At 71.9% G+C, this 14933-nt stretch carries 11 protein-coding genes; 5 read left to right on the forward strand and 6 right to left on the reverse strand.

Annotation, left to right across the window (positions count from 1 at the left end; all coding sequences use genetic code 11):
- Positions 1-30: 30 nt before the first annotated feature.
- The 5 genes from K2224_RS11710 to K2224_RS11730 all read right to left on the reverse strand — a co-directional run bounded on the left by K2224_RS11710 (position 31) and on the right by K2224_RS11730 (position 6310).
- Positions 31-1173 carry an ABC transporter ATP-binding protein gene (locus tag K2224_RS11710; protein WP_221906503.1) on the reverse strand — a complete coding sequence of 381 codons (1143 nt, stop codon included), beginning with the start codon at positions 1171-1173 and terminating at the stop codon, positions 31-33.
- 12 nt (positions 1174-1185) lie between these two features.
- Positions 1186-2253: an ABC transporter ATP-binding protein gene (locus K2224_RS11715; RefSeq protein WP_221906504.1), complete on the reverse strand. Its 1068-nt coding sequence runs from the start codon at positions 2251-2253 to the stop codon at positions 1186-1188.
- An 11-nt stretch (positions 2254-2264) separates the two neighbouring features.
- Positions 2265-3236, reverse strand: coding sequence for an ABC transporter permease (locus K2224_RS11720; protein ID WP_221906505.1), 972 nt, complete (start codon positions 3234-3236; stop codon positions 2265-2267).
- A 123-nt stretch (positions 3237-3359) separates the two neighbouring features.
- Positions 3360-5159 (reverse strand): ABC transporter substrate-binding protein, encoded by a 1800-nt coding sequence (locus K2224_RS11725; protein WP_221906506.1) that lies wholly within the window; start codon positions 5157-5159, stop codon positions 3360-3362.
- A gap of 107 nt (positions 5160-5266) precedes the next feature.
- A complete protein-coding gene (locus tag K2224_RS11730; RefSeq protein WP_260692538.1) occupies positions 5267-6310 on the reverse strand; it encodes an ABC transporter permease in 1044 nt (347 codons plus the stop codon).
- 488 nt (positions 6311-6798) lie between these two features.
- Here K2224_RS11730 and K2224_RS11735 point away from each other — a divergent pair, with 488 nt between their 5' ends.
- A complete protein-coding gene (locus K2224_RS11735) occupies positions 6799-7869 on the forward strand; it encodes a hypothetical protein (protein ID WP_260692539.1) in 1071 nt (356 codons plus the stop codon).
- Between the two features lie 121 nt (positions 7870-7990).
- On the opposite strand, the gene K2224_RS11740 is transcribed toward K2224_RS11735, so the two are convergent.
- Positions 7991-10180: a prolyl oligopeptidase family serine peptidase gene (locus K2224_RS11740; RefSeq protein ID WP_221906507.1), complete on the reverse strand. Its 2190-nt coding sequence runs from the start codon at positions 10178-10180 to the stop codon at positions 7991-7993.
- A gap of 233 nt (positions 10181-10413) precedes the next feature.
- Between K2224_RS11740 and K2224_RS11745 the strand changes: the two genes are divergently transcribed.
- The 4 genes from K2224_RS11745 to K2224_RS11760 all read left to right on the forward strand — a co-directional run bounded on the left by K2224_RS11745 (position 10414) and on the right by K2224_RS11760 (position 14863).
- A complete protein-coding gene (locus tag K2224_RS11745; protein ID WP_018536284.1) occupies positions 10414-10608 on the forward strand; it encodes a hypothetical protein in 195 nt (64 codons plus the stop codon).
- A gap of 123 nt (positions 10609-10731) precedes the next feature.
- Positions 10732-11733: an N-acetyl-1-D-myo-inositol-2-amino-2-deoxy-alpha-D-glucopyranoside deacetylase gene (mshB, locus tag K2224_RS11750; RefSeq protein WP_260692540.1), complete on the forward strand. Its 1002-nt coding sequence runs from the start codon at positions 10732-10734 to the stop codon at positions 11731-11733.
- Positions 11730-12257 carry a DUF6113 family protein gene (locus K2224_RS11755; protein WP_221906508.1) on the forward strand — a complete coding sequence of 176 codons (528 nt, stop codon included), beginning with the start codon at positions 11730-11732 and terminating at the stop codon, positions 12255-12257. The genes mshB and K2224_RS11755 overlap by 4 nt, the downstream gene beginning before the upstream one ends.
- Positions 12258-12553: 296 nt before the next feature.
- Positions 12554-14863 (forward strand): hypothetical protein, encoded by a 2310-nt coding sequence (locus tag K2224_RS11760; protein ID WP_221906509.1) that lies wholly within the window; start codon positions 12554-12556, stop codon positions 14861-14863.
- The last annotated feature ends 70 nt before the right edge of the window (positions 14864-14933 follow it).

A 14933-nucleotide genomic window follows, 5' to 3' on the forward strand; every position in this document is an offset into this window, starting at 1 on the left:
GCTCCGCTGCCGTCCTGGGAGGAGCGGCGGTCAGCTCTCCGCCGCGCCGCCCTCGCCGCCGCCGGCGGCCTCCTCGATCGCCGCCAGCGCGGGGTCGAGCACGATGTCCTCGCCGCGGGACGCGGTCGTCGGCTCCTCGGGGAAGTGGCAGGCGGTCAGATGGCCGCCCGCGTTCCCGGAGAGCTGGACCAGCGGCGGCTCCTCCGTCGCGCACTTCTCCTGCGCCTTCCAGCAGCGGGTGCGGAACCGGCAGCCGGACGGCGGGTTGACGGGGGAGGGGACGTCGCCGGCGAGCCGGATCCGCTCCCGCTCCTCCTCGCCCTCCTCCAGCAGCTTCGGTTCGGGCACGGCCGACAGCAGGGCGTGGGTGTACGGGTGGCGCGGCCGGTGGTAGATCTCGTCGCGGGTCCCCACCTCGACGATCTTGCCGAGGTACATCACCGCGACCCGCTCGCTGAAGTGCCGGACGATCGCCAGGTCGTGGGCGATGAAGACGAACGCGATGCCCAGTTCGCGCTGGAGGTCCTGGAGCAGGTTGACCACCTGCGCCTGGATGGAGACGTCCAGCGCGGAGACCGGCTCGTCGGCGACGATCAGCTTCGGGTTCAGGGCGAGGGCGCGGGCCACGCCGATGCGCTGCCGCTGGCCGCCGGAGAACTCGTGCGGGAAGCGGTTGTAGTGCTCGGGGTTGAGGCCGACGGTCTCCAGCAGCTCCCGGATCTTCTTCTCCCGGCCGCCGGGCGGGTTGATCCCGTTGATCTCCATCGGGCCGCCGATGATCGTGCCGACCGTCTGCCGCGGGTTCAGCGAGGCGTACGGGTCCTGGAAGATCATCTGGATCTCGGAGCGGATCGGCGCCAGCTGCTTGCGGTTGGCGTGCGTGATGTCCTGGCCCGCATAGGTGATCTTGCCGGAGGTGGGCTCCATCAGCCGGGTCAGCAGCCGGCCGGTGGTCGACTTGCCGCAGCCGGACTCGCCGACCAGGCCGAAGCTCTCACCGGCGTGGACGGTCAGGTCCAGCCCGTCGACCGCCTGGACGGCCCCGACCCTCCGCTTGATCGGGAAGCCGCCGTAGATCGGGAAGTGCTTGGTCAGCCCCTCGGCGGTGAGCAGGGGCTCGCCCTGGGACGGCGCGGCGGCGCCGGGCGCGGGGAGGGTGTCGTTCTTGGCCATCGTGGTAGCTCCCTAGCCCAGCCGGGGCTTGATCTGCTCGGTGAAGAAGGTCTGCTTCTGCTCGGCGCTCAGGTGGCAGGCGGCGGCCCGGCCCAGCGCCAGTGGCGGGCGCTCGCCGGTGCACCGGCCGCCGTCGACCTCCGCGGTGAACGCGCAACGCGGGTTGAAAGCGCAGCCCGACGGCGGGTTGAGCAGGCTCGGCGGCGCGCCCGGGATCGGGTGCAGCTCCTCGCTGACGTCCGAGGAGAGCCGCGGCATGGAGCTGAGCAGACCCCAGGTGTACGGGTGCCGGGGCTCGGTGAGGATCTCCCGGACCGAGCCGCGCTCCACCGCCCGGCCGGCGTACATCACCAGCAGGTCGTCGGCGGTGTCGGCGACCACGCCCAGGTCGTGGGTGATCAGGATGATCGCGGAGCCGAACTCCTGCTGGAGGTCCTTGAGGAGGTCCAGGATCTGCGCCTGGACGGTGACGTCCAGCGCGGTGGTCGGCTCGTCGGCGATCAGCAGCTGGGGGTTGCAGGCCAGCGCCATGGCGATCATGGCGCGTTGGCGCATACCGCCGGAGAACTGGTGCGGGTAGTCGTCCACCCGCAGGTTGGGCTGCGGGATGCCGACCTTGGTGAGCATCTCGATCGCCCGCTGCCGGCCCTCGCGCTTGCCGGCGCCGGTGTGCTTCATGAACGGCTCGGCGATCTGCCGGCCGACGGTGTAGTACGGCGACAGGGCGGTCAGCGCGTCCTGGAAGATCATCGCCATCTTGTTGCCCCGGAGCTTCTCCAGGGTCTTCTCCTTGGCGCCGGTCAGCTCCTGGCCATCCAGGGTGATCTCACCGGTGATCTCGGTGGTCTTGGGGTTGTGCAGCCCCAGGACGGCCAGGTTGGTGACGGACTTGCCGGAGCCCGACTCGCCGACGATGCCCAGGGTCTGGCCGCGCTCCAGGTCGAAGGAGAGGCCGTCGACCGCCTTGACGATGCCGTCCTCGGTGGAGAACCGGATGTGCAGGTCGCGGACGGACAGGAAGGAGCCGGTACCGGATCCGTTCGGGGCCGGCGTCTCCGCGGTCTTGGTTGGTGTGGTCACGACAGGCTCTCCTAGGACAGGCGTACGCGCGGGTCGATGAACGCGTACGCCGCATCCACGATGATGTTGAAGACCAGGATCAGGGCGGCGCTGAAGATCATCACGCCCATCACCATCGGCAGGTCGAGGGTGGTGACCGAGTCGACCGCCAGCCGGCCGAGTCCCGCCAGCTGGAAGGTGAACTCGGTGATCATCGCGCCGCCGAACAGCGATCCCAGGTCGACACCGAGGATGGTGACGATCGGGATCAGCGAACCGCGCCAGGCGTACCGCAGGAAGACGTAACGCGCCGGCATGCCCTTGGCCTTGGCGGTGCGGACGTGCTCCTCCTGAAGCTGCTCGATCATCGTCGAGCGCGCCATACGGGTGTACTGCGCGGTGAAGATCGTCGCCATCACCAGCCACGGGATCAGCAGGCCCATGAACCAACCGACAGGGTTGCTGGTGAGGTTCACGTACGCGGGCGCGGCCATGACGCCGCTGTAGACGAAGATGCCCAGCACGACGGGGCCGAGGATGTAGATCTGCACCGAGCTGAGGATCATCGACACACTGGTGACCGCCTTGTCCAGCAGCGTGCCGCGCTTCCAGGCCGCGAGCAGGCCGGTGCCCAGGCCGATCACCAGGAAGGCCACGACACCGCCGATGGCCAGCGACGCGGTGAGCGGCAGCCGGTCCATCATCGTGGCCCAGACGTCCTGCTTGGTGGCGAAGGAGTAGCCGAAGCAGGGGGCGTTGCAGTGGCCGAGGGTGAAGTCGCGGCCCGCGAAGATGCCGACGAGGAAGTGCCAGTACTGGACCGGCACGGGCTGGTCGAGTCCCAGGTTCTTGTGGATCAGCGCGACGTTGTCGGCCGTGCAGTTCTTGCCACAGGCCATCAGCGCGGGATCGCCCACCGAGAAGAAGACGAAGAAGGTGAAGGCGCTGAGTAGGAGGAGGATGACGACCGCGCCGATCGTCCGGCGAAGGAGGAAGGGAAGCATGACAGTTCGCTGCTCTCAGGACGGCGGCGGCAGTGGGGTCTGAGGAGGTGCGGGAAGGACCCGGAGGGCGCGCGCTCCGCCGTGCGCGCGCCTCCGGAGTGCCTTCGACAGGCGCTTACGTGCTTACTTCTTGATGAACAGCGTGTTCACGTCGAGGTAGTTGGTGTCCGTGTTGTAGCGGATGCCGCCGATCTTCGAGCCGTACAGCTGGAGCGACTTGACGAAGAACACCGGGGCGGCCGGGTTGACCTGCTCCACGATGTAGTGGTGGAGCTTCTGCCATTCCGCGGTCTGCTTCTGCACGTCCGGGATCTGCTTGATGCGGTCGATCTCCTGGCTGATCTTCGGGTCACGGACGTGCGAGTAGTTGGAGGCACCGTCCGCGATGGTGCGGCCGTCGTAGGACGGCGGGATCACCGTGGAGGCGTCCGGCCAGTCCTGGCCCCAGCCGGTCAGGTAGATGTCGAAGCCGTTGTCGACCTTGCCCATCTGCTGGTACCAGGAGGAGGAGTCGATCTCCTTCTTCTGCACGTCGAAGCCGGCCTTGGCCAGGCCGTCGGCGATGGCGACCGCTTCCTTCTGCCGGATCTCGGTGTTGGCGTAGGCGTAGACGAGCTTCATGCCCTCCTTGCCGGCTTCCTTCAGGAGCTGCTTGGCCTTCTCCGGATCGCCGTTGGGCTTCTTCAGCTTGCCGTAGGGGTCATAGCCCTTCTCGTAGCCTGCCACGGTCGGGGAGAGCAGACCGCCGGCGATCTCTCCGCCGTAGCTGCCGCCCTCGATCCGGACGACCTGCTGGCTCGGCATCGCGTAGGTGATGGCGTCGCGGACCCGCTTGTCCTTGATGCGGTCCATGTTCATGTTCAGCTGCCACACGTAGGGCTGGTAGCCCTGTACCAGGCGCTTGCTGGCGCTGGGGTCGCTCAGCACCTGCTTGGTGAGCGTCGGCTCCACGGCGTTGGTGAAGCTGATGGCGGTCTTGTCGCTGCCCTGGTCGGCCATCAGCCGCTTGGTGGAGTCGGAGAACTGGTGGTTGAAGGAGATGTTGTAGCCGTCGACGTACTGGTGGCGCGCCGGGTCGGTCTTGGCGTCCCAGTTGGGGTCCTTCACCAGTGTCATGGACTTGCCGGACTTGAACGACGCGATCTTGTACGGACCGCTGGTGACCGGCGCGACGTCGTAGCTGTCCTTGGTGTCCTTGGCGCTGTCCGGGACGACGCTGTAGCCCGCCATCGCCAGCGCGTAGGGCAGCTGCGTCTGCGGCGTCTTGAAGTGGAAGACGACGGTCTTGTCGTCCGGCGTGTCCAGCACGGACTTGGGCAGGTGGTCGCCCTTGTACGGGCCGTCCGGAAGGGCCTTGCGGTAGGTCGTGCCGTCGCCCGACAGCCACTGCTGGATGTAGGTCGGGCCCTCGGTGATGAACGACGCGTACTGGCGCTCGATGGTGTGGCGGATGTCCTTCGAGGTGATCGGCTTGCCGTCCTCGAACTTGATGCCGTCCTTGAGCGTGTACGTCCAGGTCTTGCCGCCGTCGGACATCTTTCCGGCGTCGGTGGCGAGGTCGCCGACGAGCGTCTTGTTGCCCTTGTCGTCCTGCGTGTACGTCGTCAGCCCACGGAAGATCAACTTGGCCAGGTCGCCCATGTCGCTGACGTACATCTGGGCCGGGTCCAGGTGGTTGAAGCTGTCCCGCTGGTAGACGGTGATGGTGCCGCCGTTCTGCGCGCCCGGGACCGCGGCCGCGGGGCCGTTGGACTGGGCCGCGGTGCCGAGCGGCACCGCCTTGGACTGGGAGGCCGCGTCCTTGTCGGTCTGCGCGTTGTCCTTGCTCGAGCGGCCGCCGCCGCTGCAACCGGTGAGCGCGAGCGAACCGGCCGCCAGGGCCACGATCACCGCACGGGTTCTACGCGTGGAGAGTGTGTTCATGAGGATCCAAGCACCTGCCTGTCAGTCGTTGTCCCGAAGTGCTGTCTGACGCATCCGGTACGAACCCGGCGCGGCGGGGGAGACAGCGAGCCCCCTCAAATGGGCTGTCAACGCCCGGACTTGGGATCGAAGGCGTCCCGGACCGAGTCCCCGAGCAGGTTGAAGCAGAGCACGAAGATCACCATCGCGGCGCCCGGGAAGAGAAGGAAGGTCGGGTCGTTCTCGTAGATCTGGCCGGCCGTCTTGAACAGCCGGCCCCAGTCGGGGGTCGGGTCCACGATGCCGACGCCCATGAAGGACAGACCGGCCTCCGCCGTCACGAAAAGCGGGAGCATGTAGGTGCTTTGCACGAGGATCGGGGTCACCACGTTGGGCAGCAGCTCCTTGGTGATGATGCGCCAGGGCGAGGCGCCGGTGATCCTCGCGGCCTCGACGAAGTCCCGCTCTCGTAGGGACATCACCTGTCCGCGCAGCAGACGGGCCAGCCCCATCCAGCCCAGCGCCCACTGCACGAGGATCAGCGCGATCACGCGGATATAGGTGGGGGTCTCGTCGCCCGGCGCCACGAAGACCGCGATCACCGCGGGCATGAACGCCACGAACGTCAACTGGCTGGGGAAGGCGAGCAGGAAGTCGATCAGCCGGCCGACCCAGTAGTCCGTCTTGCCGCCCAGGTAGCCCGCCGTGATACCGATGATGGTGCCGGTGATGACCACCAGGATGGTGACCGCCAGCGAGATGCCCAGCGATGTCCGCATGCCGTACAGCAGGTTGGTGAACAGATCGCGGCCGAGGCCCGGCTCGATGCCGAACCAGAAATCGCCCGAGATGCCGCCGTTGGGCCCTGCCGGGTAACTGAACTCGTCCAGCAAGTTGGGGTTGTCGCTGCCGTACAGCGTGTACGGATTCTTGCCGTAGAGCGAGGCGATCACCGGGGCCAGGGCCGCGATGACGAAGAAGGCGAGCACGACGATCCCGCAGATCATGCCGGTGCGGTCGCGCTTGAAGCGCGCCCACATCAACTGTCCGGGGGAACGGCCGACCAGCTCGCCGCCGCCCTTGTCCTTGCCCTTCTTTTCCTTCTTCAGACCCTTGGCCGCAAGCCCCGGGGTTTCGGACTCGCCTGTGGCGGTCTGGGATGGACTGGTCATCGCGAAGTGCCCCCGCGCCGAGTTCTCTTGGAACGTGAAGCGGCACCGGTCGCACCGCTGGATGAGCGCGACTTTCGCAAGTGATTTACGGCCGAGTCAAGGGTATGCGGTGTGGTTGTGCACAGGTCGTCCGCTTCTTGAGCGAAGATTGCGCAGATCGTCGCCATGGCGTGCTTGACACGCGATTGTCATGTACGGCAAGTGGGGTAAATCGGTACCAAACGCCTTAACGTGAAGGCAACTTGCCTGTCGCATCACCGATATACGGACGCTCCATGCTGAACAGCGTACGGCCGTGCGGGTGCCGTAGACCGGTCGGGGGCGCCAGTGGTACCCCCGACCGGCCACCGATTTGTGGGTGTTTCGTCCCCCTCTCCCCCCGTGTCTGTTGTCCGATCGGCGAGATTGGAGTAGACCTGCGGTAGCGCCTTCACGAATGCGGGGGTGCTGTGGACGTCGTGGGTCACCGACACGGACGGGGGCGGGCCGTGTCCACAGTGCGGTCGAGTCGCCTCACCCGCGGTGCACGCCGCACCGCCGCATCCGCCTGCCTGCTGCTCGCCGCCTCCGGCGCGGCCTGGCTGGTCCGGGACGCGGTCGCCCTCCCGCGGCCGACCGACGTGCTGGCGGCGCCGCTCGGCACCGCGCCCGGGACCGCGGCCCGCCGCGCGGCCTCCGTCTGCGATCCGCTGCTGGCGGCGGTCGGGCTCGGCGCCGCCCTGGCCGTCCGCCGCCGGGCCGCCACCGCACCGGGCGCCCTGCTGTCCCTGGCGGCGGCCACCGCGCTGCTGCGGCTCCCGCTCCTGTGGGCGCCCGGGGCGGACGGGTCGGACGGGGCGCTCGCGGCCTGGGCGCGGGCCACCGCGCTGGCCGAACTGCTGCTCGCCGCGGCACTGTTCGCGGTCGTCGCGGCCGGCCGGCGGCCGGTACCGGACCCGCTGGCCGGGGTGGCCGCCGCGTACGGCGTGGTCCAGGAGGCGCCGCGGTTCGGCACCCGCTCCGGTGCCCCCGGCAGCCCGTACCGCAGACCCGCGGCCGCTCTCGCCGTCCTCCTGGGCGCCGGTGCCCTGACCCTCGCCGCCGGGGAGCTGCACGCGCTGCGGCGCCTTGGCGCGGACGGCTACCGCGCGGCGCTGCTCGGCGCCGCGGCGGCCCCCGGCCCGGCTCTGCGGCCGCCGCCGCACTGGACGGCCGCCGCGCTGGCCGTGCTGGCCGCGGCCGCCGCGGTCGCCGCCCTCCGCCGGGCGCCCTGGGCCCGGCCCGCCGCCCTGACGGCCGGGCTCCTGCTGCTCGGCCACGGCGCCGCCCGGCTCGACGACGCCGTCCGCACCGGGGCCCTCGGGCGCCTCGCCGCGATGCCCGGAACCGCCCAAATCGGGCTCGCCGCGGCGGTGTTGGTGGCCCTCGCCGGCCTCGGCGCGCTGCTCGTCGCGGCGCTTCCCGGCCTGCCGGACGCCACCGCCGGCGCCCGGCCGCCCGAGGCGTACGGCGACGGACCGGACGCGGCACGCCCCCGGCACGCCCCGCCCCCGCCCTCGGCACGCCCACCGGGCTGGTGAGCCGTCCGCCCGGCCGGTCAGCCGTGCGGCCGGGGAATCCCCCGGCCGCACCGGACGACGACCGCGGGGTACTTCATGTGCGGGCGACCCCGGTACTCCGAGTACAGGAGGCCCCGCTACTTCAAGTGCGGGGGCCGCCGGCCGGCGACCGCTGGCCGATCCCCAGCGACCTCTTGAGGAACTCCACCTGGAGCAGCAGCAGATTCTCCGCGACCTGCTCCTGGGACGCCATGTGCGTCACCCCCGTCAGCGGCAGCACCTCGTGCGGCCGGCCCGCGGCCAGCAGCGCCGAGGAGAGCCGCAGGGAATGCGCCACGACCACGTTGTCGTCGGCCAGGCCGTGCACGATCAGCATCGGGCGGTGCGGCTCCACCGCCCCCGACAGACCCTCGTCCGTCACCAGGGAGTTCAGGGCGTAGGCCGCCGGCTCCTCCTCGGGCCGGCCGAGATACCGCTCCTGGTAGTGCGTGTCGTACAGCCGCAGATCGGTGACCGGCGCGCCCACCACCGCGGCGTGGAAGACGTCCGGCCGGCGCAGCGCGGCCAGCCCCGCCAGATAGCCGCCGAACGACCAGCCGCGGATCGCCACCCGCCCCAGATCCAGCGGGAAGGAGCCGGCCAGCGCCTCCAGGGCGTGCACCTGGTCGTCCAAGGCCACCGGCCCGACCTGCCGGGAGACCGCCTTCTCCCAGGCGGGGGAGCGGCCCGGGGTGCCCCGGCCGTCCGCCACGATCACCGCGAAGCCCTGGTCGGCGAACCACTGGGACGTCAGATGGGCGTTGTGCGCGGCGACCACCCGCTGGCCGTGCGGGCCGCCGTAGGGATCGAGCAGCACCGGCAGCGGGCCGTCGCCCTCCTGATGGCCGGTCGGCAGCAGCACCGCGCACGGGATGCGGCGCTCCCCGGCGAGCACCAGCCGCGGCCGGGCGGTGAGACCCGGCGTCTCGGCATGCGAGCCGATGACGGCCAGTACCTTCTCGCCGCCGTCCGGATCCAGCCGCACCACTTCCGAGCGGGCACCCGGCCGCTCCATTGACGCCTGGGTCAGCACCGTCAACTCCCCGCCGCGCACCGCCGAGGACACGGTCGGATACGGCCGCTCGCCGACCCTCTCCCATCCGCCCTGGTCGCCGCTGCCGCGGAACCACGCCCGATAGACCCCGATGTCGTGCATGTCCGCGCCGCTCGCCGAGAACAGGACGTCGTCCGTGCCGATGTCCAGGACCGCCCGGACGTGCAGCGGCTCTCCCGTCAACGGCCGGTCGCCGACGAAGAGCTTGCGGGCGCCGCCCTCGTCGGCGATCCGCACCAGCCGCCCGTCCGGCGTCCAGGCCGGCGCCCCCGGGAACGGCTCGACCCACACCTCGTCCTCGTCCTCGTGCACCGCGGTGGTCGCGCCGGTGTCGGTGTCGACCGTCAGATAGCGCTGGGCGCGCTGGTCCCGGGTCTGGACGAGGAGGAGCGGCGGCCCGGCCGCCGACCAGTGGACGCGGGCCAGATAGGGATAGCGCGCGGTGTCCCACCGGACGTCCGTACGGGAGCCGTCCAGGTCGAACAGCGCCAGTGTGACCTCGGCGTTGGCGGTGCCGGCCGCCGGATACCGCACCTCGGTGGGCTCGCGGTCCGGATGCGAGGGGTCGGCGATCCACCAGCGGGCCACCGGCGCCTCGTCGACCCGCGCGGCCAGCAGCCGGTCGCTCTCCGGGGACCACCAGAAGCCCCGGTGGCGGCCCATCTCCTCGGCCGCGACGAACTCGGCCAGCCCCCAGGTGACCTCGGGACCGTCGGGCTCCGCCAGCGCCCGGTCCCCGCTCGCGTCGCCGGTGCCGGCGCCGTCCACCGCGACGACCCGCAGCGCGCCGTTCGCCACATATGCCACCCGGCGGCCGTCGGGGGAGGGGCGGGGATCCACCACGGGGCCCGCCGCGCGGAGTTCACGGGTGGTCCCGGCCCGCAGTTCGGAGACGAAGAGCCGCCCCGAGAGCGCGAAGGCGGCCAACTCCACGGCGGCGTCGACGGCATAGCCGACGATGCCGGCCGAGCCCTCGCGGCTGCGCTCACGGCGCGCCCGCTCCTCGGGAGGGAGCTCCTCGTCCGCGCCGGCCAGCAGGGCGCGCGGATCCGCGGCGGTGAACTCCCGCCCGTCGGCCGGATCGAGGACCCACAACCGCTGGCTGCGGTCGGTGCCGTCGGCGGAGCGGAGGAAGACGACACGGGTGCCGTCGGGGGAGAGGGAGAAGTCGCGCGGGGCGCCGAGCGTGAAGCGCTGGGTGCGCGCGGAGTGCCGGGGGAAGGGCAGCTGTCCGGTCATGGCGCCGAGCCTACGGCGGACCGGCCCGGTCGGCGCGGGTCTGTGGAAAACATCGTGCGCCCCCGCCGTGCTCCGGTGCACCGACTTATGCGCACGGACGGAAAGTTATGATCCCTTGCGCGCAGTGGGTACGGGGTAAAGAGCCCTTGGCATACCCGGGTACGTGGCGTCGGGCCATCGGCTCCCGTACCGTCAACTCTGTCCGGACCGTGTGTACTTGGAGGTGAGCCGCCGTGGCACTCTCGATTTCGGCGGTGGTGCTGCTGGCGATCATCGTCTTCTTGCTGATCAAGAAGTCCGGGCTGAAGGCGGTGCATGCATTCGTCTGCATGCTGCTGGGCTTCTATCTGGCCAGTTCGTCCGTCGCTCCGACGATCAAGAGTCTGACCACCAACGTCGCGGGCATGCTCGGCGGTATCAAGTTCTGATCGCGCTCCGGCGCCCCGCCGGACCGCCTCCGGCCGCCCCGGTCCCGCCTTCCCGCGGGCCCCGCGGGCGGCCGCCCCGATCGGCCGCGGAGGCCGCGACGCACGGCTCGTAGGCTTGTCCGCATGACCTCCCAGCCGTCGCCCGCCGTCGCCCCGAGCGGAGCTGCCGCGCAGCGCAGTGACACCACCGCCCCCGCCCGCCGCCTCCTCCTGGTGCACGCGCACCCGGACGACGAGTCGATCAACAACGGCGCCACCATGGCTAGGTACGCGGCCGAGGGCGCGCTGGTCACGCTGGTGACCTGCACCCTGGGCGAGGAGGGCGAGGTCATCCCGCCCGAGCTGGCCCACCTGACGCCGGACCGCGACGACACCCTGGGACCCCACCGGGTCCGTGAGCTGGCCGCGGCGATGGCCGCCCTCGGGGTCACCGACCACCGCTTCCTCGGCGGCCCGGGCCGCTACCGCGACTCCGGGATGATGGGCGCGCCCCAGAACGACCGCCCCGGCTGCTTCTGGCGGGCCCCCGTGGACGAGGCGGCGGCCCACCTGGTGGCCGTCGTCCGCGAGGTGCGGCCCCAGGTACTGGTCACCTATGACCCGAACGGCGGATACGGCCACCCCGACCACATCCAGGCCCATCGCGTCGCGATGCGGGCCGCGGAGCTGGCCGCGCGGGCGGACTTCCGGCCGGACCTCGGCAGCGCGTATGCGATCGAAAAGATTTACTGGAACTGCACCCCCCGCTCGGCGGTCGAGGCGGGTCTGACCGCGGTGCGCGCGGCCGGGCACGGCTTCGCCGGGGCCGCGGCGGTGGACGACGTCCCGGGTGTGGTCCCGGACGACGCGGTCACCGCGACGGTCGCGGGTGCGGGTGGGTACGCGGATGCGAAGGCCGCGGCGATGCGTGCCCATGTGACGCAGATCGTGGTGGACGGGGCGTTCTTCGCGCTCTCCAACGACCTGGGGCAGCCGCTGTTCGGCGACGAGCACTACCGGCTGGTCCACGGTACGTCCGGCGCGGCCGCCGGGGAACGCGAGGACGATCTCTTCGCGGGGATCGGCGAGTCGGCCGGTTTGGTGGGTATGGAGGAGAGTGCCCGAAATGAGGAGGCAGCGGAATGACGACGTCCAAGGGTGGCGGGGCCGCGGACAAGGGCGGCCGTGACGGCGGCGCGGACGGGAAGCGCCGGACGCGGGCGTCCGGTGGCGGTCCGCCGACGGCGCGCGGCGGCACCCCCGCGGCACCCCCGGGCCGTCCGGTGCCGGGCGCGCCGCTGACGCCGGGCCGGGTGGGTCTCTATGTGTTGCTGGTGGTCGCGGGCGTCCTGGTCGCGTTCGCCGGAACGCTTCTCCAAGCGGCCTGGTTCCCGGGCGGGTTGCTGCTCGCCCTGGCCGGCCTCGGCGGCCTCTTCTACGGCGGCGCCCGCGCCACCGGTACCGGAGGCGGCGTACTGGTGCCCGGTGCCGCCTGGTTGGTGACGGTGTTCCTGCTGCTCAGCGACGTCCGGCCGGAGGGCGACTTCCTGTTCGGCCCGGGGCTCGGCTCGTACGGCTTCCTGCTGGGCGGCATCGTGATCGCTGTGATCTGCGCCACCGGGAGCCAGCTGCGTGCTACCGGCGTGTCCCACGGCCGAGTTGGCGGATGACGTGGTTCATACCAGGACGGATGCGGCGCGGTTCCGGGCGGCCGGCCGCGATGTGCGGGCACCGGCCGGTGCGGCGCTGTTCCCGCGCACCTCGGGTGTCGTCCGGCAGCGGCCAGTATGGTGGTGCGCGCCGCCGCGCCGCCCTGGGGGCGGTCCCCCGGCCAGCGCTGGGGTCTCCCCCACCCGGCCCGAGGCCGGAGATCATCTCTGACGAGCGGCGGAGCCAACCGGGAGAACCTGCTTTGAGTCGTGAATCTGACAGTTCGTCCTCCGGCCCCCGGGGCCGTGGCGGAGCCGTGTACCCGTCGGGGACACCGCCCTACGGCTCGCCCAGGGGAGAGGCCGGCGAGGCGCCGGTGCCCGGAGCCGCGGACCGGCCGGAGGAGCCCAAAACCGAGACCACGCTGACGACGCGGATCAAGATCAACATTCCGGGGTCCCGCCCCATCCCGCCGGTCGTCGTGCGCAAGCCCGTCGGTGAGGAGTCCGGCATGAACGCATCGGCTGCATCCGGCGGTTCCGCCGGTTCGCCCGGTTCCCGGGGAACGTCCGGTCCGGCCTTCGGCGGCGAGCGGGCCGCCGAGCGGACGGCGGAGACGCCGCGGCCGGAGGCGGCGGCGGACGAGGTGCCCGCCGCCCCGAAGGAGAAGACGACCAGCGACTGGTTCTCGCCGCGCAAGGCGCAGGGGCAGCCCGGCGGCGGCCCGGCGCCGGCGGCCGGTGCCCCTTCGACGCCGGCGGCACCCGGGGCGGCGGACGCCAAGCCCGCGCAGCGCCCGGACCTCCCGTACTTCTCCGACGCCGCGGCGGCCTCCGGGCCGGCCCCGCGGAGCGGCGGTGCGCCCTTCGACGGCCCCCGCGGGCACGGCGGTTCGCCCTACGAGAGCGATCCGCTCGGCGCCGACCCCCTGGGCGCGGACCCGCTCGGCGCCGATCCGCTGGGCGCCCCCCTGACCGGTGACCCGCTGGCCGGCGACCGGCGGTCGGGCGACCGGCCCGGGAGCGACCCCCTCGGCGCCGATCCCCTCGGGAGCGACCCCCTCCGGAGCGATCCGCTCGGCAGCGACCCCCTGGGGAGCGCCCCGCTCTCCGGCGCCTCCCCGTTCGACAGCACTCCCCGGGGCGAGGCGTCCCCGTTCGACGGCGCCCCGCGCGGCGGTTCGCCGTTCGACCGCCCGGCGCCGCCCGCCCGCGACCGCAACCCGTTCGAGTCCCCGGCCGGCGGTTCCCCGACCGGCCCGACGACCGGCCCGGCGCGCGGCGACTCGGCGCTCGACCTCCCGCCCGGATTCAGCGACCCCAGCGCCGGCAAGAGCGCCGCGGGCCGGCTGAGCGACGACACCGCCGAACTCACCCCGCAGCCCCCGGCGCCGCCCGCCGGGTCCGGTGCGGGCCCCGGCGTCACCGGCGGCATCGCGGGCGGCCTGGCCGGCGGCCGGAAGGGTAAGGGCGCCGGGCCCGGCCCCAAGGGCGGCCCGAAGAGCGGCGGCCCCGGAGGCCGGGTCTCCGGCGACACCCTCGTCAGCGGCATCCCCAAGGTGCCGGGGACGGACGGCCCGGCGGCCGCCGGGCCCTTCACCGGGGCATCCGGCGGCGACGAGGACAGCGCCGCCCCCAAGCCGCGCCCCAAGATTCCCGAGCCGATCAACCCGCCCAAGAAGGGCCGCAACAAGCTGGTGCTCGTCGGCGTCGCCGTCGTCGTCCTGGCCGGTGTCGCCTACGGCGCCGGGCTGCTGCTCGACCACTCCGACGTCCCCAACAACACCACCGCGCTCGGCGTGGACATCGGCGGCAGCTCCAAGGACGACGCGGTCAAGAAGCTGGAGACCGCCCTCAAGGACCGCCGCACCGCACCGCTCAAGATCACCGTCGACGGCAAGTCCGAGACCCTGCTGCCCTCCCGGGCGGGCCTGGACATCGACCTCCAGACGACGGTCCGCAACGCCGCCGGCCGGGACTACAACCCGGTCTCCGTCATCGGCTCGCTCTTCGGCGTCAAGCGCACCGCCCAGCCCGCGGTGATCACCGACAAGGAGAAGCTCGCGGTCGCGCTGGAGAACCTCGCCGGCCCCGCGGCCGCCGAGGCGGACGGCGGGATCACGTTCGACAACGGCAAGGCCGTGCCGCACTACGGTGTGCCCCACAAGGCGATCGACGCCGCGGCCTCCGAGAGCAAGATCACCGACGCCTACCTCGACCGCGTCAGCACCGGCAGCGACGCCCCCGTGGTGCTCGCCGCCACCACCCAGCAGCCCAAGGTCGGCAAGGCCGCGGTCGACAAGGCGCTCAAGCAGTTCGCCGAGCCCGCGATGTCCGGGCTGATCACGGTCCGCACGGGCCCCCAGCACGCGGTCTCGTTCAGCCCGCAGAAGTCCATTCCGAAGTTCCTGTCCTTCAAGATCATCGGCGGCGATCTGGTGCCCTACTACGACCGGGCCGCCCTCAAGGAGCTCTACGGCAACACCTTCGACGGCGTCATGGTGACCAAGGGCGACGGCAGCAAGCACCCGGTCAGCGTCGAGGAGGTGGCCGGCGCGGTGGGCAAGGCGCTCCAGGGCAGGACCCCCGCCGAACGCGTCCAGACCATCGCGACCAACGGCAGCTGACGCCCGCCGGCCCCATACCGGCCGCGGCGGATGCGGAAAGCGCAGGTCAGAGGCCCTCTGGAGAGAATCC

This window comes from Streptomyces sp. BHT-5-2, assembly GCF_019774615.1.
In the GTDB taxonomy this organism is placed as follows: domain Bacteria; phylum Actinomycetota; class Actinomycetes; order Streptomycetales; family Streptomycetaceae; genus Streptomyces.